We start from the raw sequence: 20,382 nt of genomic DNA on the forward strand, positions 1-20,382 counted from the left end.
ACCCGGCTGTCAATACCTCGCAGGGCTGAGAGCGGGTCACTCCGACAGGGCCTGAAAATAGCTCGCACGGTGGACGAATGTGACCGGGTGGCGTGCGTACCCTCGGAGCATGGCAGACGCGCTCGGAACACGCTCGCCCGCAGTGCGATCCGGATCGCGGATCGCCGAGGTCGACATCCTGCGTGGGTTCGCCCTGTTCGGGATCCTGATCACCAACGTGGTCGTGGCGACCTCGCTGTGGTCGGTGGTAGGCACGCGCGAGGATCCGGTACTGCGCTTCGACGGCACCGTCGACCTGCTGGTACGAGCCACCGTCGACGCGCTGTTCGCCGGGCGGTTCTACCTGCTGTTCGCGTTTCTGTTCGGGTACTCGTTCACGTTGCAGATCGCGGCGGCCCAGCGTGCGGGGGCTTCGCCGGTGCGGCGGTTGCTGCGGCGGTGTGCCGCGCTGATGGCGATCGGACTCGTCCACGTCTATCTGCTGTGGATCGGGGACATCCTCACCCTCTACGCGTTCCTGTGCCTGACCCTCATCGCGCTGCGCAAAGTGCGGCCGCGGACCGCGGTGATCACCGCGGTGGTGCTGTACGCGGTGTGGTCGGCGTGGAGCTTCCTGCCGGGCAGCGCCGGTCTTCTCGCGTTCGGTGAGTTCGTCGACCTGCCCGCGATATCGGCCGACTACACCGCCGACTTCGGGTCGACGTTCTCCGCGCAGACGGCGCTCGCGCCGGTGTTCCTGCTGCTGATCTGGTTCGGTCAGGGCGTGCCGAGCCTGGCGATGTTCCTGATCGGCATGGCGGCGGGCAAACGAAACCTGTTCGCGGATCCGGATACGCTGCGCCGCTGGTCCTTTCGCGCACTGGTGATCGGCTTCGGCATCGGCCTGCCGATCTCGGCGATGACCTTCGCCGAGTCGATGACCTGGTGGCACGCCCCCGCGGTGATCCACGGCCTGCAAATGCTGGTGAACCCGTTCATGACGTTCGCCTATGTCGCCGCGATCCTGCTAGCCGCGCAGTCCGCACGCCTGGGCCGCTACACCGCCCTGCTCGCCCCGGCCGGGCGCATGGCCGCCACCAACTACATCGGGCAATCCGTGGTGCTGATGCTCGTCTACACCGGATACGGCCTCGCCCTCGCCGATGACATCGCACCCCTGGGCGTCGTCGCGATCGCCCTTCTCACCTTCGCCGCCCAGCTCGCGTTCAGCACCTGGTGGCTGCGCGGTCATTCGTACGGTCCGGTGGAGTGGTTGCTGCGCGCCGCGACCTACCTGACCGTCCCGGCGTGGCGGCGCCCTGCCGTGCGGAATGCTCCGCCCGGCGCCTGAGCCGCCGACTCGGCGCTCTGTCAGCCGGCGGCCGGCTGCGGCGGCCGGTGGAACTCCGCCCGCCAGCGGTGCAGACCTGAGGCGTCGGCACGGGAGATGGTTTCCACCCGGACCAGGGTCAGGTCAGGGGCGGTGAAAGAGTCGATATCGGCGCGGGTGAGCGGCCACGGCGGGCCGGTGGTGGCGGGGGTCTGGCTGATGTCGGAGATCACGAGCAGGGTCGCGTCGGGCGCGAGGAGGTCTCGGATACCGGTGATGGCGTGGGTGCGGACGTCCAGGGGCAGGGATTGAACGGTGATCGACTCGATGACCAGGTCGAAGGCGTGGCGCCAGGTCGGCGGCGGGTGGAGGAGGTCGGCAACCTTGTAGGTGACGGGGGAATGCGGGAAACGGGCGCGGGCGCCACGGATCGCAGTGGGGGAGATGTCGAAGGCGGTGGTTCGGATGCCTTGGGAAGCAACGAATTCGGCGTCGATGCCGTATCCGCAGCCGATCACCACGGCCCGCGCTCCCTGGGGCAGGGTGGCGGTGCGGAGCCAGTCGACCAGCAGGGGATTGGGGACGTCGCGATCCCACGGAACCACCGAGGTCCCTGCGGCGGCCTCGGCGTAGAGCGGTTCGAACCATCCGGTCGGATCGTTCGCGGCCAGCGCCTGAGCGGCGAGGCGACGATCGGCGGACGGCTGCGCGTCGGTCATAGGTCCAGTCTTCACCACCGACGGTCGGCTCGTCGTCCGACATTCGGGGACGCGCCCGACGACCGGTGAGCTGGCCGGTTGATCATCAGGCCCAGGTTGCCGGATATGCCGACCGGATCACCACCACCGGAGCCCGATGATCTCGACCTGTCAGGGGATCAACACGACTTTGCCTGTGGTGGCACGGGATTCGAGACCGTGGTGGGCGGTGGCGGCCTCGGCCAGGGGGAATTCGGTCACCGCGGGGCGGAACAAGCTCGTGCCCGCGTCGGCGAGTGCGCGTTCGGACAGGACGCGCAGGTCACCGCCCGCCCGCTGGATCATCGGCGGGCCGAGCACGGTGTCGGAGGTGATGCCGCGCGTGGCGGTGTCCACCTGTGCTGGAGCACCGGACGACCAGCCGAACACCAGATGGGCGCCGCCGGGGCCGAGCAGATCGACGGCGGCTTCGGCGACGGGCCCGCCGACGCCGTCGAACACGACGGTCGCGGCCCGACCACCCAGCTGGGCGCGCACCCTCGCCGGCCAATCCGGCAGCGTGTAGTCGACCGCGATATCGGCGCCGTTGGCGCGCACCATGGCCACCTTGTCCGGTCCACCCGCGAGCGCGACCACCGTGGCGCCCGCGGCGACGGCGTACTGGACCAGCAGGGTGCCGATCCCGCCGGCGGCCGAGGTCACCACGGCGACGCTGTCGGCATTGAGATCGGTGAACTGGAGAATGCCGAGCGCCGTGCGACCGGTGCCGACCATCGCCACGGCGGCGCTGAAGCTCACGCCGTCCGGAATGGCAAGGAGGCGTTCGGCTTCGGTGACCGCGAGCTCGGCATAGCCACCCGGTGCGGTGCCCAGGTGGGCGACGACGCGCGTACCGAGCAGGGCGCCGTCGACGCCGTCGCCGACGCGGTCCACGACCCCGGCGACCTCGCGGCCGGGGACCGTCGGCAGCGCGGGCACCGGGAACGGGCCCGGCTCACCACGGCGTAACGCGGTGTCGACGAGGTGGACACCGCAGGCCGCCACCTCGATGCGCACCTGACCCGGGCCCGGTGTCGGATCCGGGATCGACTCGTAGCGCAGGTTCTCGGCGGGACCGAACTCGTGGAGCTGAATCGCATGCATGACGTCAGTGTTCAACCTGAACGGTGCTCGAGGTCAAGCGCGACGGGCGGCCCGCGCGGCGAAACCGTCACAGAGCGCTTCGAGACCGAGGAACAGCAGGTCCTCGGAGGTCAGGTCGCTCACCCCGGCGCCTTCGAGATCGGCCAGCGCCGGCGGGACGGGGAAGGAGGGTTTGCCCTCGAGGAGATCGCGCAGGCCGTTGGTGTCGTCGGTGGCGGTGCGCTTCTCGGCGAGCAGTGCGCCGCCGACCACCGGCAAGCTGGCGCCGGAGATGTAGTTCCAGACGGAGAATCCCATCGTGGTGGCCTCGCGGGCGGTCACGCCGAGTTCGCGCAGGCCCTCGACCAGCCATGCCAGGCTGGTCAGGCCCTGCGGGCCGAAGCTGTAGCGGGGGACCGCGAAGGTGAGCAGCACCCAGGGATGCTGCTGATAGAGCTCCCAATCGATCTCCGCGGCGATGCGCACCCGGTCGCGCCACGTCCACCCGCGACCGGCCGGATCGGGGTAGGGATGCCGGGCGGCGATCTCGTCGGTCATGGCCGCGATGAGTTCGTCCTTGTTCGCCACGTGCCGATACAGCGACATGGTGCCCACATCGAGGCGGTCGGCGATGCGGCGCATCGACACCGCGTCGAGTCCGTCGGCGTCGGCGAGGGAGATCGCGGCGTCGACGATCGCCGTGCGGGTGAGCTTCGTCTCGGTCATCCCATGACTCGCTTTCGTAATACAACCTTCATGCGTACACTGTACCCAGCTCTCGCGTACGGCGTACGCACAACCTCGGAAGGATGTCGGAATGACGAAGCTGGAACCGGCGGTGCCCACCGCAGTCGCCGGTGGACGCCGCGCATGGCTCGGATTGGGCGTGCTGCTGCTGCCGGTGCTGCTGGTGTCGATGGACATCTCGGTGCTCTTTCTGGCCATGCCGACCCTCACGGCCGACCTGGATCCCACCGCGTCGCAACAACTCTGGATCCTCGACATCTACGGGTTCATGCTCGCGGGTCTGCTCATCACCATGGGCAACCTCGGCGACCGGATCGGCCGACGCAACATCCTGCTCGCCGGCGCCGCCATCTTCGGTGTCGCGTCGGTGCTCGCCGCGTTCGCGCCCACCGCGCCGATCCTCATCGCGGCCCGCGTACTCATGGGCATCGGCGGTGCGACGCTGCTGCCGTCGAGCCTGGCGCTGATCTCCACCCTGTTCCCCGACACCCGGCAACGGGCCACCGCGATCGGTATCTGGACCGCGTTCTTCGCCGGTGGTTCGGCGGTCGGGCCGATCATCGGCGGCGTCCTGCTGCACCACTTCTGGTGGGGCTCGGTATTCCTGATCAACATCCCGGTACTGGCGATTCTGCTGATCTTCGGGCCGATCCTGCTGCCCGAACATCGCTCCGCCGCGCTGGGACCGATCGATCTGCCCAGCGTCGCGCTGTCGATCGGCGGCATCCTGCCGTTGATCTACGGCATCAAACACATCGCCGCCGAAGGCCTCGACGCGGTGTCGCTGGTGATCGCCATGATCGGCGTCGGGCTGCTCGTGCTGTTCGTGCGCAGGCAGCGGCATCTCACGGAACCGCTGCTCGACCTGTCGCTGTTCACGCGGCCGCTGTTCCGGGTGGCGATCGGGGCCAGCATGGCGGGCATGATGTCGCTCGCCGCGCTGAGTTACCTGACCAGCATCTACCTGCAGTCGGTCACCGGGCGTGACCCGCTGGCCGCCGCGCTGCTCGGCATTCCGATGGCGATCGCGGTGTTCGTGTGCTCGATGAGCGGCGCGCGGCTCGGGCTGCGGCTCGGCGTGCGGGCGACGTTCACGCTCGCGCTCCTGCTGTCGGCGATCGGCAACCTGATGCTGCTCGGCGTCGGTGTCGACGGCGGCCTCGGCTGGTACATCGCGGGCTCGGTGATCGCCGGTATCGGGTACGGCTTCTCGTTCACCCTGGTGTCGGATGTCGCGGTGTCGGCGGTGCCCGCCGAGCGGGCGGGTTCGGCGGTCGGGATCTCCGAAACGAGTTTCGAACTCGGCAACGCGCTCGGTCTCGCCCTGCTCGGCTCGGTGGCCGCGCTGGTGTTCCGTTCCGGCGGCGACTTCGGCGAGACGCTGGGCGACACCCTCCTGGAGTCCGCCGGCGACGACGGGCTGATCCACGCGGCCCGCGAATCCTTCGTCAGCGGCATGCACGTCGCGACCGCGGGCGGCGCACTGCTGCTGATCGCGATGGCGGTCCTGGCCTGGCGCTCGGCTCGCAGCGATACGACGACCACCGACGCGCGCTGAATCGCCCGCCGGTCACGACCACCGGGCGGCGTGATCGCCGCCACGGTGTGCCGGGCCGGGCGGCCTCACCGGGCAGACGTCCAGGTTCGTTGCATAGGATCGGCGGATGCGAAACGAGGGTGCGGCGGGACTGGCGACATTGCTCGCCCTGGCCGATTCGCGCCTGCCCATCGGTGGACACGTGCACTCCGGCGGCGTCGAGGAAGCGGTGTCATCGGGGTTGCTGCGCGACAACGCGAGCGTGGAGCTGTATCTGCGGCGCCGGGTATCGACTTCGGGACTGGTCAGCGCGTCGCTGGCCGCCGCAGTGTGCGGCGCAGCGCTCACGCCCGAACGCGCCGAGCTCGAAGCCGACGCCCGCACGCCCTCGCCCGCCGCGCGAGCGGCGTCGCGCGCGCAAGGCCGGGGGCTGCTCCGCCTGGCCAAACAGCTGTGGCCGCACCATGATTGGGCCGCGGTAGGTCCGCGCCCGCATCTGTCGACGGTGTTCGGCATGGTCGGCGCCGCGAGCGGAGCGAGCACCGAACAGCTGGCGGGTGTGGTCGTCTACACGACGCTCACCGGCGCCGCCACCGCCGCGCAACGACTGCTGGCCCTCGATCCCGCCGCCATCGCCGCGAGCACCGTGCGCCTGGCACCGCTGTGCGACCGGGTCGCCGCCGAGGCCGCCGCCGGCCTCGCCGCCCTGTCCGATCCACTGCAGGACGCCCTCGCCGAACGTCACCTCCAGCGCGACATGCCGTTGTTCGCGTCCTGACCCCCGTGATTCCGAGAAGAATGGAGCCCCCATGCCTCCCCATCTGATCGATGGCGAACCGCACGATCACAGCCACGACCGGCCCAAGCGCGACCGCACCGCCGGTGAAGCGCTGCGCATCGGCATCGGTGGCCCCGTCGGCTCCGGCAAGACCGCGCTGGTGGCGGCTCTGTGCAGGCAGCTGCGCGACGAACTGTCCCTCGCGGTGCTGACCAACGACATCTACACCACCGAGGACGCGGACTTCCTGCGCCGCCACGCCGTGCTTCCCGACGAGCGGATCACCGCCGTGCAGACCGGCGGCTGCCCGCACACCGCCATCCGTGACGACATCACCGCCAACCTCGACGCCATCGACGATCTGGTCGCGGCCAATCCGCCGCTGGACCTGATCCTGGTGGAATCCGGCGGCGACAATCTCACGGCCACCTTCTCGTCGGGCCTGATCGATGTGCAGATCTTCGTCGTCGACGTGGCCGGCGGCGACAAGGTGCCGCGCAAGGGCGGCCCCGGCGTCACCTTCTCCGACCTGCTCGTGGTGAACAAGACCGACCTCGCCCCGCTGGTCGGCGCCGACCTCGGTGTGATGGAGCGTGACGCGGCCAAGGTCCGCGACGGCCGCCCCACCGCCCTGGTCTCGCTGACCGACGACCCGGCCGCCACCCCGGTCCTGGCCTGGGTGCGCGAGCAGCTGCGGGTCGCCGCCGAACAGGACGCGGCCACCGGCGTTGCGCACTGAACTGAGCATCGTCGCCGCACCGGGCAGGCTGCCCCGCATCGACGCGGTCGGCGGCCTGGCCGGGCGGCACACCGGTATCGACACCGTGCACCTGATCGGTACCGCGGCGACCCCGCTCGGCGGGGACGAACTCGACATCACCATCGTCGTGCGCCCCGGCGCCCGGCTGGTGGTTCGTTCGGTGGCGGCGACGATCGCCCTACCGGGCGCGGACACCATGATGTCGAACGCGCACTGGCGTTTCGACATCGGCGAAGGCGCCGAACTGGATTTCGATCCGGAACCTACGATCGTGGCCGGTGGCGCACACCATCAGGTGGTGACCACGGTCCAGGTGGCGCCCGACGCGCGGCTGCGGCTGCGGGAGCGGGTGCAGGTGGGCCGCAGCGGCGAGGACGGCGGCGGGTGGCGCGGTGATCTGCTGGCCGACCTGGGCGACGTGCCGCTGCTTCGGCACCGGCTCGAGCTCGGAGCGGGTTCGTCGACCGACGATCGGCTGAGCGGGGCCCGTGCGCTCGACAGCGAACTGGTCTACCCGGACCATCGTCCTGCCTGGTCGGGCAGCGTGGACGAGGTTCGGCTGCCGCTGGCCGCGGGCGGCTCGCTCGCCACCCGCACGAGCAGCCGCCTGCGCGCGCTCGCGTTCGCGTCCGGATAGCTGACGAAAAGGCGGTGGGAGCCGGGCAGCAAGAGCCCGACTCCCACCGCTGGGAATTCGATCAAGCGTTGACGAGCTCGGCTTCGCTGTCGGCGGCCTCGGGGACCATCCCCCGCGGCGGCGCGAGGAAACCGCTCGCCGCACCCACCGCCGCACCGATACCGGCGCCGACGACCGTGACGGGGATCGACACGGCCATGTACGCGGCCATGCCGCCCAGGATCGGACCCGCGACCAAACCGATCGGCACGAACGGGATTCCGGCGACGAGCCCCGCCAACGCGCCACCCGTGCTCGCCATCATGGCGAACGGGATCGCGACGGTGGAACCGACCGCGGCGCCCCTGGCCGCCGAACCGAGGGTCTCGGAAGCGATCCGGTCCGAGCGGCTGCGCTCGAGCCCGACCGAGTCGAGGAATGTCGCCAGGTTGGCCTCGGTGTTGGCCGCGGCGTCGTTGATCTGGATCGAGGTGTCCACCGGCACGAAGTCCGGCACCGGAACCTGCTGGTCACCGAAGCGGAACTGGCCCGGCGGTGGCAGGATCGGCGGCACCGGCGCGACCGCGGTCGGTGCGTGCAGCGGTCCCACCGGGGACAGGTAATCCATTTCCGGCCCCGTCCGCGACCACTGCAGCGAGCTGCGGGTGTTCGCGGGCATCGGCTGCCCCACGTAAGGGGTGGCGTTGGGCGCCACCGCGTCGAACTCCGGTCCGGGCTGATGCTCGGGCTGGGTCACCGCCGCTTGCGCGGGATCGGCATTCGCGGTGCCCGTGCCGATCAGGGCCATGACCAGGGGTACCGCTCCGGCTGCGACGACCGAACCTACCTTCTGTCGCTGCAAGTTCGGCGCCCTGTGTTTCCCCGTCGCCATAGATCACCTTTCATCCTGGGGATTGGTCACACATATGACCTCCGACATTCGGACCGGCGCCCGACTCGGATGGGTCCGAAACGTCGGCAACCCGCAACAGCGGTCCGAGGAAAGGCAACTGGCACGCGAAAGGCCGGGTGGTTCGACGGAACCACCCGGCCTGCGTAGAGCTGTGTCAGCCGATCTTGCGCTGCTCCGCGGTGAGCGGTTCGGCGGTGGCAGGCGGCGCGCCCACATCGGCCGCGAGTTCCTTGGCCTCCGCCTGATCGGCGTTGACCTCCTCGATCGCGAGCCGCGCGAAGATCCACTGCTCGGTCGCCGCCATCTGACCGCGGTTGCGGCCGAGGAACGACACGAACCAGCCGATCACCGTGACGATTCGGCTGCGGTAGCCGACCAGGTAGTACAGGTGCAGGGCCAGCCAGGCGAGCCAGGCGAGGAACCCGCTGAACTCGAGCTTGCCGATCTGGCAGACGGCGTCGAACCGCGAGATCGTGGCCATCGAGCCCTTGTTGAAGTACTTGAACGGCTTGCGCTCCTCCGGCGTCTGACCGTGCAGCCCGGCCTTGATCGCCTTGGCCGCGTAGGTCGAACCCTGGATGGCGCCCTGTGCCTGCCCCGGGACGCCGGGCACCGACATCAGGTCGCCGACCACGAACACGTTCGGATGACCCTTGACGGTGAGGTCGGGCTCCACGATGACGCGCCCCGCCCGGTCGACCTCGGTGCCCTCGGATCGCTCGGCGATCATCTTGCCCAGCGGGCTGGCCTGCACGCCCGCCGACCACACCTTGCACACGGCCTCGATGCGCCGCGTGCTGCCGTCGGCGTCCTTGACGATCACGCCGTGCGCGTCGACATCGGTCACCATGGCGTTGAGCTGGATCTCCACACCCATCTTCTCGAGCCGCTTGGCCGCCTTGGCGCCCAGCTTGGGACCCATCGGGCCGAGCACCGCGCCGGCGCCCTCGAGCAGGATGACGCGCGCGTCGCGGGGGTCGATGGTGCGGAAGGTGCCGTCGAGGGTGCGGTCGGCGAGCTCGGCGATCTGCCCCGCCAGCTCCACCCCGGTCGGGCCAGCGCCGACGACGATGAACGTCATCAGCCGGTCGCGCTCTTCCTGGGTGGTGGCCAGCTCCGCCTGTTCGAACGAGCCGAGGATGCGCGCCCGCAACTCGAGCGCGTCGTCGATGGTCTTCATGCCGGGCGCGTAGGTGGCGAAGTGGTCGTTGCCGAAGTACGACTGCTGGGCGCCGGTGGCGACGATCAGGCTGTCGTAGGTGGTTTCGGTGTCGCGGTTGAGTAGTCGCGAGGTGACCTTCTTGTTCGCCAGGTCCACGTCGACGACGTCGCCGAGCAGCACCTGCGCGTTCTTCTGCTTGCGCAGCACCAGGCGCGTGGCCGGGGCGATCTCGCCGGTCGAGAGGATACCGGTGGCCACCTGGTACAGCAGCGGCTGGAACAGGTGGGTCGACGTCTTGGAGATGAGCGTGACGTCGACATCGGCTCGGCGCAGATGCCGGGTGCCGAACAAACCGCCGAACCCGGAACCGATCACCACTACGTGGTGCCGCTTCCCGACAGACTCAGTGCTCATCGTCGCGCTCCTCGACAGACTGGGGTGGGCCCCGCGGTGGTGGTGACAGGGTTAACCGTAGTCGGCTCCGGTTGTGACGTCGCAACAAGAACCCGATAGCGGCGTGTGACGCGGTATCTCATCGAACGACAAGATCGACGATACGGGATGCGCCGAGTCAGCGACCTGCGAGAAGGATCTCGGCGACCCGGGTGTCGGTCTCGGCGCCGTCGGTGTATCCGCCTGCTCCGCCGAGCGCGTTCATGATCGACAGCGTGTACCGCTCACCGGCGCCCGCGACGCCGACCGAGTTGACCACCCAGCCGTCGGCCTCGGCCGACCAGCCGTTCTTCAGGCCGGGCCGCATCGACGCACCCGCGCCCCACACGCCCCAGTGCTGATTGGAGTCGACCGAGCGCATCCGGTCGAGCAGGTAGGCGAGATCGTCGGGGTGCATGGTGTCGAGGATGGTGTTCATCAGCCGATCCAGGTCGGCGGCCGTGCACTTCTGGAACGACCAGTCCGGGAACAGGGCGGTCGTGGTCGGCTGCGGGATCAGGCTGACCATGCCGTAAGCGCGGAACGCGTTGTTGTAGGCCATCCGGTCGAAGCCGATGTACTTCTGCCACAGCACATCGGTGGCGTGGTCGTTGGAGGTGGCCAGCATCGCCTCGATGTTGAAGCGGTCCTCGGGGGACAGGCCGATGGCGCCGACGCGGGCCCGGTTGAGCAGGTCGGCGGCGATGGCCAGCTTGATCGTGGACGCGGTCCAGACCTGGTTCTCGGCGTGTTCGTTGGCGTAGATGCCACCGGTCTTGCGGTCGCGCAGCACGTAGCCGACCACACCGGGGCGGCCGGCGAGATAGGCGTCGGCCCGGGCGATCCGGGAGCTCAGGTCGGCGTCGAATCCAGGCACCGACACCTGGGTCAGCGCGGGCGGCGCGGCATGGGCCGGACCGGTGAGGACAGGGACGCCCGGAGTGAGGGCGGCCGCGGCGGCGAGGAGGCAGGCAGTTGCTGCGACTCGGGAAACGACACGGGTGGAGGGGGAACGGTCACGCACGATGGACCACACTCGCACACCGGAGGCCGCAATGCACTACTTCACCCCAAATCAGGCATCAGGCGCGACAACCCCGCCCAGACGCACGCTGTCGTCGCTCAGGGTTGTTGCGGCACAGCGCAATTGCTGTCAGTGATGCGCGGCGTGCGGAGTGGCGATGGTGCAGCCGTTGAGGCGGTGGCAGTGCTCGAACGCTTCGCCGTGCCGGTCCAGCGGCCACGAATGCAGTACCTGATCAGGCCCGTAGCGCCGGGAATTGATCAGCTCCCAGCGCCCGCCCACTCGGCGGACGATGAAGCCGCCACCGGGAACCAGGGGAAACACCTGCGCGATCATGAAACGAAACCAGCCTTTCGCCCGCGGCCGTACTGTCCCACCCGAACCGCCACGATCCCACGCCCGGCGTCGAGGGCGCCGCAGGCGGGGCCGGGACGTCTTGCGGTGTGGCGTATTTCACTAGCCCGGTGCAGTGGTGGTGCCGGGGCCGCGCGATTGCGGGTCGGTCGCTGGGCGTATAAACAACGGATGCCGTTGCACCTCCATCGCGCCGAACGCGCCGACGCGCTGGCCGACGGACTGGGGCGTTTGCTGGGTGATGTTCCCGCCGATCCTTTCGCCACGGAAGTGGTCGCGGTGCCGGCCAAGGGGGTGGAGCGCTGGCTGGCGCAACGGTTGTCGGGCGTGCTCGGGGTCGTCGGCGCCGAGGCCCGCGACGGGGTGGCCGCCAATATCGCGTTTCCCGCGCCCGCGGCGCTGGTGGCCGAGGTGCTGGCCGGTGCGAGTGGGGTCGCGCCCGCCGACGATCCGTGGGCGGGTCAGCGGCTGGTGTGGACGCTGCTGCGGGTGGTCGACGAGGTCGCCGACCAGCCGTGGGCAGCCGTCCTTGCTCGGCATCTCGGCCTGCCCGGTACGGATCACCGTCTCGGCAGGCGCTACTCCACGGCCGCCCACCTCGCGGCCCTCTTCGAGTCCTATGCCGCGCAACGCCCGCATGTCCTGCTCGACTGGGCGGCGGGCGCGGACACCGACGGCGCGGGCGGGCCGGTGCCCGACGACCTCGCCTGGCAACCGCGGTTGTGGCGCGCCCTGCGCAGCGCCGTGGGCGTCCCGAGCCCGGCCGAACGGCTCGCCGATGCCTGCGCCCACCTGCGCGCCGAACCCGCCTCGATCGACCTGCCCGAGCGGCTCTCCCTGTTCGGGCTCACCCGTCTGCCCGCCGATCAGCTGGCCGTGGTCACCGCTCTCGCCGCCCACCGCGAAGTCCACCTCTGGTCGGCGCACCCGAGTCCGGCGATGTGGGCCGCGCTCGGCCGGGTAGCCGTCGGCATCGCGGTGAACGAGGACGCGTCCGTACTCGCGGAGGGTCGACTCGACGAACGGGCTGTCGGGGGCGACGGCACGGCCGACCCGGGCGGCAACGCCGTCGGCGCTGATCGCCGTGCGAACGACGCGGCCGTCCGTCCGCGCGCGGACGACCACACCGCGGATCTGGTGTCCCACCCGCTGCTCTCGGGGCTGGCCCGGGATGTGCGGGAATTGGAGCAGCGCCTGAACCCGGTGCTGGACAGCGATATTCACCTCGCCGGTGAGACGGCCGCGCCCACCCTGCTCGGTGCCTTGCAGACCGCTGTTCGCGCGGACCGCGTCCCCGAGATCGGGGCGGTGCCCGACGGCAGCGTCGAGATCCACGCGTGTCACGGCCCGGCGCGGCAGGTGGAAGTGCTGCGGGATCTGCTGCTGAGCACGTTCGCGGCCGATCCGGCGCTCGAGCCGCGTGACGTGCTGATCATGTGCCCGGACGTGGAGGCGTTCGCGCCGCTGGTGCGCGCGGCGTTCGGTCAGCGCGGGTCCGGGGTGGATCTGCCGGTCGACGGCGAACACCCGGCGCATCAGTTGCGGGTTCGGCTCGCCGATCGCGGGCGGGCGGTGACCAACCCGATGCTGGCGGTGGTGATCGAACTGCTCGAACTGGCCGACGGACGCGTCACGGTGACGCAGGTGCTCGACCTGGCGGCGAGCGAAACCGTCCGCCGCCGTTGCGGTTTCGACGACGACGACATCGAACGGCTGCGCGAGTGGGCGGCCGAATCGGGCGCGCGATGGGGGATCGGGCAGCGTCAACGCGAGGCGTTCGGGCTGGCCGATTTCGCCCAGAACACCCTCAACGCCGCCGTGGACCGCATCCTGCTCGGTGTCACCGCCGACGAATCCGGAGACGACTGGCTCGATCTGGCGTTGCCGCTCGACGATGTCGACTCCAACGACGTCGACCTCGCCGGCCGCTTCGCCGAGTTCATCGACCGCCTCGCGGTGTGCCTGCGCGACCTGCGCGGCCCGCGCCCCGCCGCCGAATGGACCGCGGTGCTGCTGCGCGCGGTCGAGCTGCTCACCGACGTGCCCGACGCGCATGCCTGGATCCGCACCGAAGCACGCCGCGAGATCGTGGCCGCCACCGAACACGCGGGCGACACCCCGCTGCGCCTCGCCGACGTGGCGGTCCTGCTGACCAGCCGCCTGGCGGGCGGCCCCGGCCGCGCGAACTTCCGCACCGGCGAACTCACCGTGTGCACGCTCGTGCCGATGCGGTCGGTGCCCCACCGTGTGGTGGTACTGCTCGGCCTCGACGACGACGTCTTCCCTCGTCCGGGCGGCGTCGACGGTGACGATCTGCTGGCCCGGAACCCGCTGGTCGGCGAACGCGATGCGCGCAGCGAAGACCGGCAACTCCTCCTCGACGCCGTCATGGCCGCGGGGGACAGGCTGCTGATCCTGCACACCGGTGCGGACCCGGTCACCGGCGCCGCTCGTCCGCCCGCTGTCCCCGTCGCCGAGCTGCTCGACGTGCTTGCCACCCATGTGGGTCCGGCGGTGATGGATGCCGTCCACATTCGCCATCCCCTGCAGGCTTTCGACCGGCGCAATTTCGCCCCTGAGAAGCCACGCAGCTTCGACACCGTCGCCTTGGCCGGTGCCCGCGCCGCCGCGCGCCCGTCCCGGCCGCGTCCACCGCTGCTCACGGCGGCGCTGCCACCTGCTGCCGTCGCGGATGTCGCACTGGCGGAACTGATCTCGTTCGCCGAACACCCGGTGCGCGCGTTCCTGTGGCAGCGGCTCGGCCTGCGGGTGCCCGAGGAATCCGAGGACATCGCCGATCAGCTCCCGATCGAACTCGACGGCCTGGCCAAATGGGACCTCGGCGAACGCATGCTGACGGCTCGCCTCACCGGCGCCGACCCGGCCGGGCTGCGCGCCGCCGAATGGCGCCGGGGCACCCTGCCCCCCTTCGGTTTCGGGGCCAGGGTGCTCGACGAAGTGGAGGGCACCGTCGACACCCTCGTGCGGACCGCGCTGCCCGACTACGAGGCGCCGCCGCGCGCCGTCGACATCGCCGTCGACCTCGGCAACGGCCGCACCCTCGCGGGCACCGTGCCCGAGGTTCGCGGCGAAACGCTGGTGCGCACCACCTACTCGCGGCTCGCGCCGAAACACCGGCTCGCGTCCTGGGTGTCGCTGCTGGCCCTCGCCGCCACCGAAGACCGCTCGTGGCAGGCGATCAGCACCGGGCGGGGGCAATTCCGCAGCAGGCCGGTGGCCAGATCGGTGATCACCGCACCCGAAGCGCCTGCCGCGCTGGCGATCCTGCGTGATCTGGTCCGGTTGCGCGACGAGGGGCTGTGCGAACCGCTGCCCTGCGCGCCCGCCGCCACCGCGGCCTACGCCGAGCGACGCTTCCGCGGTGACAGCGTCGCCGACGCCCTGCTCGCCGCCGAACACGCCTTCGACGGCGGGCCCAACGGCCCCGACAAATTCGGCGACCACACCGACCGGTACCTGCGCTACGTCTGGGGCCGCGCACCGCGATTCGCCGGTCTCGCCACCGAAACCAGCCGGCCGGGCGAGCCGGAGAGCACCCACTTCGGTGCGCTCGCGCGCCGCTGGTGGGCGCCGCTGCTCGCCGCCGAAAGTCAGGGACAGCCGTGACGGGAACCGTCTCGGCGCCGACCGCCTTCGATGCCACCGGTCCACTGCCGCAGGGCACCACGGTGCTCGAGGCCAGCGCGGGTACCGGCAAAACGCACGCGATCGTCGGGCTCGCGGTGCGCTATGTCGCCGAGGCGGGCATCGCGATCACCGAACTGCTCCTCGTCACGTTCAGCCGCGCCGCCACCCAGGAATTGCGCGAGCGCACCAGGGACCGTTTCGTCACGGTGGCGACCGCCCTGGCGGAGCCCGATGCCGCACGGCACCATCAGGACGAGCTCGTCCGCGCGATGGCCGACGCCGACCCCGCCACGGTGCGCTTGCGCAGGCACCGATTGCTCACCGCTCTGGCCGATTTCGACGCGGGCACGATCGCGACCACCCACTCGTTCTGCCAGCGGATGCTCGACGAACTCGGCCTGGCCGGCGAACACGATCCCGGCGCTCGGCTGGTCGAATCGGTGGACGAACTCGTCGGCACCGTCGCCGACGACCTGTATCTGGCCCGCTACGCCCGCGACCGCGCCCCGTTCACCTTGCGCGATGCCCACACCCTGGCACTGGCGGCGGTTCACGACCGTCATGCCGACCTCGCGCCACGCACCGACGGCGCGGCGGGGGAGCGTGTCGCCTTCGCGAGCGCCGTGCGCGCCGAGACCGAACGCCGCAAACGCCGTGCGGGACTGCGTGATTTCGACGATCTGCTGGTCCTGCTGCACGACGTGCTGGCCGACGCCGAACACGGGCCGCGCGCCCGCGCCCGGATCAGGCAGCGCTACCGGGTCGCGCTGGTCGACGAGTTCCAGGACACCGATCCGTTGCAGTGGGACATCTTGCGCCTGGCCTTCCATCAACACGCCACCCTCGTCCTGGTCGGCGACCCGAAACAGGCCATCTACGCCTTCCGCGGCGCCGAAGTGCTCAGCTACCTCGACGCCGTGGCGCTGGCCGATCGACGCAGCGAGCTCACCCGCAACTGGCGCAGCGACGCCGAACTGCTGCGCGCCATCGACCACCTGTGTGGCGGTGCGGAATTGGGTCATCCCGAGATCAGCGTCTACCCGGTCACGCCGACGCGGCCGACGACCCGCCTGCACGGTGAGCCGGACGTCATCAGCCCGCTGCGACTCCGGGTGCTCCCACGGACCGGGGCCGGTCCGCGCAATCGGTCGGGGTTCCCGTCGGTGGGCAGGCAGCGGAGCAAGGTCGCCGACGACCTGGCCGCCGATATCGTCACCCTGCTCGAATCCGGTACCACCATCGACGCCAAACCTGTACGCGGCGGGGATCATTCGCTCAACGAGGTCGGCGACGGCCGGGTGCGCAGGCCGATCGGGCCGGGCGATATCGCGGTACTGGTGCGCACCCGATCCCAGATCGATGTGGTGCGTGCGGCTCTGGACCGGGTGGGGGTCGCCTCCGTTCTCGCCGGTGGCACCAGCGTCTTCGCTACCGTCGCCGCGACCGATTGGCTGTGGGTGTTGCGGGCCCTGGAACAACCGCATCGCGGCGACCGGGTGCGGCTGGCCGCGTGCACACCGATCCTCGGTGTGACCGCCGCCGAGATCGACTCGGGCGGTGCGGATCTCGTCGGCCGGGTGTCGACCCAGTTGCGTGACGCCGCGCGCTTGTTCGCGCGCGCCGGATTCGCCGCCGTGTTCGACAAGCTCGCCACCGAGACCGACCTCGCGCCCCGCCTGCTGGCGGTGGACAACGGCGAACGCGAACTCACCGACCTGCGCCACATCGCGCAGCTGCTCGACGAGGTGGCACTGGCCGAGGGGCTCGGCCTGACCGCGCTCACCCGCTGGCTCGCCGACCGCGTGCGCGAGCCGGAGGCCGGTAGCGTGAGCGGCCGCAGCCGCCGCCTCGATCGGGACGCGGCGGCCGTGCAGATCGCCACCGTGCACGCCAGCAAAGGCCTCGAATTCCCGATCGTCTACCTGCCTTTCACCTGGGACAGCGCCAAGAATCCGTATCCGGCGACGCTGCTGTTCCACGACGACAACGGCACCAGGGTGCTCGATATCGGCGGCAAGGAGGCGCCCGGGTACGGCGAGCGCCAGTTGCGGTGTGAGGCCGAGGAATCGGGGGAGGAACTGCGGCTGCTGTATGTGGCGCTGACCCGGGCGATGTGCCAGATCGTCGCGTGGTGGGCGCCCGCGGTGACCACCGGCGCCGCGCCGCTGCACCGGATGATGCTGGGTCGGCGCCCGGGATCGGCGCAGGTACCGCGCCGGGCCGAGATTCCCGCCGACACCGCTGCGGCGCAACGGATTTCCGAATGGGCCGCGTCCGCATCGGAGGTGATCTCGGTGACCGTGGTCGACCGTCCCGAGGATGTGGCGCCCCGGCGGGTGCGCACCGAGCTGCCGACCGGCGAGCTGGCGGCCGCGGGGTTCACCCGCGCGCTCGACCAGCAGTGGCGGCGCACGTCGTATTCGGCGCTCACCGCGGGCGCGCACGACGCACCTGGCGTGGCCGACGAGGAACCCGAGGACGGCCCGGGGCCGGACGACGAGCCGACCGAGGCGCCGGTCGACGCCCTGACCGGCAGCACGGCCGACCCGTCGTTGATGAACGACCTGCCCTATGGTGCCGAGTTCGGCACGCTGGTCCACGGTGTTCTCGAAACGGTCGACACCTCGGTGCCCGATCTCGCTGCCGAGGTCCACCAGCGCTGTGTCGAAGCGGTCGAGCACACGATGGCCGAGCTCGATGTCGATCTGCTCTCGACCGCGCTGCTCGAAGTTCTGCGCACCCCGGCCGATTTTGGATCCCTGGCCGAGATCGCGACCCGTGACCGGCTCAACGAACTGGAATTCGAGCTCCCGCTCGGCGGTGGTGATTCACCCGGACCGCGCTCGGCCGGGATGCACGCCATCGCCGCGCTGCTGCGTACCCACCTGCCCGCCGACGACGACCTTGCCGGCTACGCCGATCATGTTGCCGCACTGCCGGATACGGTGCTGCGCGGCTATCTCACCGGCAGTATCGACGCGGTGCTGCGGGTGCCCGACGAGACAGGTGAGCTGCGCTATCTGATCGTCGACTACAAGACCAACCGGCTCGGGACCGGCGACCTCACCGTCGAGCACTATCGGCGCGACCACATGGTCGCGGAGATGATCCGCTCGCACTATCCGCTGCAAGCGCTGCTGTATGCCGTGGCGCTGCACCGGTACCTGCGCTGGCGGCTGCCCGGTTACGACCCCGATCGCCATCTCGGCGGCGCCCGATACCTGTTCGTGCGGGGCATGATCGGCGCGGCGACCCCACCGGGACACGGCGTCTTCGATTGGCATCCTTCGGCGGAACTCGTCGTCGCGCTGTCGGACCTACTGGCGGGGCGATCATGACATCTATCCAGGTGGCGCAGCGGGGGACCGGGTTGTTGCGGGTCTTCAACGAGGCGGGGGTCCTGTCGGCGGCGGACGTGCACGTGGCGGTGCGGTTGGGTCGCATGGGGCGCGAGGACAGCGAGGACGTGTTGTTCGCGGCGGCGCTGGCCGTGCGCGCGGTGCGCTCGGGATCGGTGTGTCTCGAGTTGGCCCGGATGCGCGAGATCGGCATCGATGCCGACGAAACCCGCGACAGCGTCACGGGAATCGACCCCGCGACCCTGCCGTGGCCGGACACCGACCGGGTGCTCACGGCCCTGCGGCGCAGTCCGCTGATCTGCGGTGGTCAGTCCGGTCCACTGCGCCCGTTGCGGATCGTCGAAGCCGACGCCGAGGGTGGCGCGCTGCTCTACCTCGACCGGTACTACCAGCAGGAGCAGACCCTGCGACGAGTGCTCACCGAACGCAGCGCCGACCACCCCGCGATCGAGACCGAACTGGTGCGCGCACAACTGGATCGGCTCTTCGCCGACCCGCTCGGAGAGGGCCCCGACCGGCAGCGTCTGGCCGCTGCCCTGGCCGCGACCCACTGGACCACCGTCGTCGCCGGTGGCCCCGGCACCGGCAAAACCCACACCATCGCCCGGATCCTGGCCCTGCTCACCGCCCATCGCGCCGCCTCGCCGAAACTGCCCGCCTTGCGGATCGCGCTCGCCGCCCCCACGGGCAAAGCGGCGGCCCGCCTGCAGGAAGCGGTGCGCGAACAAGCCGCCGTCCTCGGCCTGCCCGAACTCACCGCCTCGACCCTGCATCGCCTCCTGGGCTGGCAACGCGGACGCACCACCCGATTCCGCCACCACGAGCACAACCGTCTGCCCTACGACGTCGTCGTGGTCGACGAGACCTCGATGGTGTCGCTGACGATGATGAGCCACCTGTTCTCCGCGCTGCGCCCGGATACTCGCCTCGTGCTCGTCGGCGACCCCGACCAGCTCGCCTCGGTCGACGCGGGTGCCGTGCTGGCCGACCTCGTGGCCGGGCCGGTGAGCGGCGCGCCCAATCCCGCGCTGCGCGAGGTGCTCGGCCTCGATGTCGACGCGGTACCCGGGACTTCCGAAGGATCGCCGGTCGATCCACCAGTGACGCAGGCGCACTCGCTGACGGCTCTCGAGCAGCGGCGGTTGCAGGGCGGGATCGTCCGATTGACCAGGGGGCGCCGATTCGGCGGCCACATCGCCGATTTGGCGGTCGCCGTTCGCGCGGGTGACGCCGATGCGGCGCTGGCGATTCTGCGTGCGGGAGGCGACGACGTGTCGCTGTGCGGCCCCGACGATGTTCGCGCGGTGCGGGCGGACGTGACGACCGCAGCCCTCGCCGTCACGGCCGCCGCCGAAACCGGCGACGCGATCGGCGCACTGACCGCCCTCGAGTCGCATCGCCTGCTCTGCGCCCACCGCCAGGGCCCGTTCGGCGTGGAACGCTGGGACCGCATGGCGGCCGAGTGGGCCGCGGCGGGCGGCGCGGGACCCGAAGGGCCGCAATCGGTCTGGTACCCCGGCCAGCCGCTGCTGGTCACCGCCAACGACCACGAAGCCCGCATCTACAACGGTGACACCGGCGTCATCATCCGCCGCTCCGACGGCTCGCTGCGCGCCGCGCTCCAGCGCGGCAGCGAGCCCTACCTGGTTCACCCGACTCAATTCCCGGCGGTGGTCACGGTTTTCGCCATGACCATCCACCGCAGCCAGGGCAGTCAGTACGACACCGTCTCGGTCGTGCTGCCGGAGCCCGAATCCACGCTGCTCACCAGGGAACTCCTCTACACAGCCATCACCAGGGCGCGTTCCCACGTCCGCGTCATCGGCACCGAGGACGCCATCCGCGCCGCGATCGGCCGCCGGGTCCTGCGAGCCAGCGGATTGTCCAGAACTGTTGCGCCGCAGGGGTAGTGAGTGATGACGC

General features: G+C 70.6%; 15 protein-coding genes. 8 read left to right on the plus strand and 7 right to left on the minus strand.

Features of this window, described 5'->3' with window-relative positions; all coding sequences use genetic code 11:
• Nucleotides 1–109: 109 nt before the first annotated feature.
• On the plus strand, nt 110–1,330 hold the full coding sequence (locus ACFULV_RS13420) for a DUF418 domain-containing protein (protein WP_378656249.1): 1,221 nt from the start codon (nt 110–112) through the stop codon (nt 1,328–1,330).
• Nucleotides 1,331–1,350: 20 nt separating this feature from the next.
• Here ACFULV_RS13420 and ACFULV_RS13425 read toward each other — a convergent pair whose 3' ends face one another.
• From ACFULV_RS13425 to ACFULV_RS13435, 3 genes are all read right to left on the minus strand, one after another.
• On the minus strand, nt 1,351–2,028 hold the full coding sequence (locus ACFULV_RS13425; protein ID WP_378656251.1) for a class I SAM-dependent methyltransferase: 678 nt from the start codon (nt 2,026–2,028) through the stop codon (nt 1,351–1,353).
• A gap of 150 nt (nt 2,029–2,178) precedes the next feature.
• The gene (locus ACFULV_RS13430; protein WP_378656254.1) at nt 2,179–3,150 is read right to left on the minus strand and encodes a zinc-binding dehydrogenase; all 972 of its coding nucleotides are present in this window, start codon (nt 3,148–3,150) and stop codon (nt 2,179–2,181) included.
• Between the two features lie 33 nt (nt 3,151–3,183).
• Entirely contained in the window at nt 3,184–3,855 is a 672-nt protein-coding gene (locus ACFULV_RS13435) for a TetR/AcrR family transcriptional regulator (RefSeq protein ID WP_378627269.1), read from the minus strand.
• 91 nt (nt 3,856–3,946) lie between these two features.
• On the opposite strand from ACFULV_RS13435, the gene ACFULV_RS13440 reads away from it, so the two are divergent.
• The 4 genes from ACFULV_RS13440 to ACFULV_RS13455 all read left to right on the plus strand — a co-directional run bounded on the left by ACFULV_RS13440 (nt 3,947) and on the right by ACFULV_RS13455 (nt 7,588).
• Nucleotides 3,947–5,434 (plus strand): MFS transporter, encoded by a 1,488-nt coding sequence (locus tag ACFULV_RS13440; protein ID WP_378656256.1) that lies wholly within the window; start codon nt 3,947–3,949, stop codon nt 5,432–5,434.
• A 106-nt stretch (nt 5,435–5,540) separates the two neighbouring features.
• Complete coding sequence (locus ACFULV_RS13445) at nt 5,541–6,191, plus strand: urease accessory protein UreF (protein ID WP_378656259.1); 651 nt, start codon at nt 5,541–5,543, stop codon at nt 6,189–6,191.
• A 31-nt stretch (nt 6,192–6,222) separates the two neighbouring features.
• Nucleotides 6,223–6,930: an urease accessory protein UreG gene (ureG, locus tag ACFULV_RS13450; RefSeq protein ID WP_378627274.1), complete on the plus strand. Its 708-nt coding sequence runs from the start codon at nt 6,223–6,225 to the stop codon at nt 6,928–6,930.
• Nucleotides 6,920–7,588, plus strand: a complete 669-nt coding sequence (locus tag ACFULV_RS13455) for an urease accessory protein UreD (protein ID WP_378627275.1) — start codon at nt 6,920–6,922, stop codon at nt 7,586–7,588. Before ureG ends, ACFULV_RS13455 begins: the two co-directional genes overlap by 11 nt.
• 61 nt (nt 7,589–7,649) lie before the next feature.
• Here ACFULV_RS13455 and ACFULV_RS13460 read toward each other — a convergent pair whose 3' ends face one another.
• The 4 genes from ACFULV_RS13460 to ACFULV_RS13475 all read right to left on the minus strand — a co-directional run bounded on the left by ACFULV_RS13460 (nt 7,650) and on the right by ACFULV_RS13475 (nt 11,434).
• Nucleotides 7,650–8,429, minus strand: coding sequence for a hypothetical protein (locus ACFULV_RS13460; RefSeq protein ID WP_378627276.1), 780 nt, complete (start codon nt 8,427–8,429; stop codon nt 7,650–7,652).
• A 205-nt stretch (nt 8,430–8,634) separates the two neighbouring features.
• Entirely contained in the window at nt 8,635–10,056 is a 1,422-nt protein-coding gene (locus ACFULV_RS13465; protein WP_378627277.1) for an NAD(P)/FAD-dependent oxidoreductase, read from the minus strand.
• A 157-nt stretch (nt 10,057–10,213) separates the two neighbouring features.
• Complete coding sequence (locus ACFULV_RS13470; protein ID WP_378656261.1) at nt 10,214–11,098, minus strand: tat pathway signal sequence; 885 nt, start codon at nt 11,096–11,098, stop codon at nt 10,214–10,216.
• A gap of 129 nt (nt 11,099–11,227) precedes the next feature.
• Nucleotides 11,228–11,434, minus strand: a complete 207-nt coding sequence (locus tag ACFULV_RS13475) for a hypothetical protein (RefSeq protein ID WP_101467248.1) — start codon at nt 11,432–11,434, stop codon at nt 11,228–11,230.
• 189 nt (nt 11,435–11,623) lie between these two features.
• On the opposite strand from ACFULV_RS13475, the gene recC reads away from it, so the two are divergent.
• From recC to recD, 3 genes are read left to right on the plus strand one after another with little or no spacing between them, the layout of a single operon-like run.
• A complete protein-coding gene (recC, locus tag ACFULV_RS13480; RefSeq protein WP_378656264.1) occupies nt 11,624–15,079 on the plus strand; it encodes an exodeoxyribonuclease V subunit gamma in 3,456 nt (1,151 codons plus the stop codon).
• Nucleotides 15,076–18,438, plus strand: a complete 3,363-nt coding sequence (locus ACFULV_RS13485) for a UvrD-helicase domain-containing protein (RefSeq protein WP_378656266.1) — start codon at nt 15,076–15,078, stop codon at nt 18,436–18,438. The genes recC and ACFULV_RS13485 overlap by 4 nt, the downstream gene beginning before the upstream one ends.
• Entirely contained in the window at nt 18,435–20,369 is a 1,935-nt protein-coding gene (gene recD / locus ACFULV_RS13490; RefSeq protein ID WP_378656269.1) for an exodeoxyribonuclease V subunit alpha, read from the plus strand. Before ACFULV_RS13485 ends, recD begins: the two co-directional genes overlap by 4 nt.
• Nucleotides 20,370–20,382 lie beyond the last annotated feature (13 nt).

The organism is Nocardia sp. NPDC057272 (genome assembly GCF_042668615.1).
Taxonomy (GTDB): domain Bacteria; phylum Actinomycetota; class Actinomycetes; order Mycobacteriales; family Mycobacteriaceae; genus Nocardia.

Coding starts and splice junctions, on each gene's coding strand:
- ACFULV_RS13420 (WP_378656249.1), top strand. CDS start 110: ATGGCAGACGCGCTCGGAACACGCTCGCCCGCAGTGCGATCCGGATCG.
- ACFULV_RS13425 (WP_378656251.1), bottom strand. CDS start 2,028: ATGACCGACGCGCAGCCGTCCGCCGATCGTCGCCTCGCCGCTCAGGCG.
- ACFULV_RS13430 (WP_378656254.1), bottom strand. CDS start 3,150: ATGCATGCGATTCAGCTCCACGAGTTCGGTCCCGCCGAGAACCTGCGC.
- ACFULV_RS13435 (WP_378627269.1), bottom strand. CDS start 3,855: ATGACCGAGACGAAGCTCACCCGCACGGCGATCGTCGACGCCGCGATC.
- ACFULV_RS13440 (WP_378656256.1), top strand. CDS start 3,947: ATGACGAAGCTGGAACCGGCGGTGCCCACCGCAGTCGCCGGTGGACGC.
- ACFULV_RS13445 (WP_378656259.1), top strand. CDS start 5,541: ATGCGAAACGAGGGTGCGGCGGGACTGGCGACATTGCTCGCCCTGGCC.
- ureG (WP_378627274.1), top strand. CDS start 6,223: ATGCCTCCCCATCTGATCGATGGCGAACCGCACGATCACAGCCACGAC.
- ACFULV_RS13465 (WP_378627277.1), bottom strand. CDS start 10,056: ATGAGCACTGAGTCTGTCGGGAAGCGGCACCACGTAGTGGTGATCGGT.
- ACFULV_RS13475 (WP_101467248.1), bottom strand. CDS start 11,434: ATGATCGCGCAGGTGTTTCCCCTGGTTCCCGGTGGCGGCTTCATCGTC.
- recC (WP_378656264.1), top strand. CDS start 11,624: ATGCCGTTGCACCTCCATCGCGCCGAACGCGCCGACGCGCTGGCCGAC.
- recD (WP_378656269.1), top strand. CDS start 18,435: ATGACATCTATCCAGGTGGCGCAGCGGGGGACCGGGTTGTTGCGGGTC.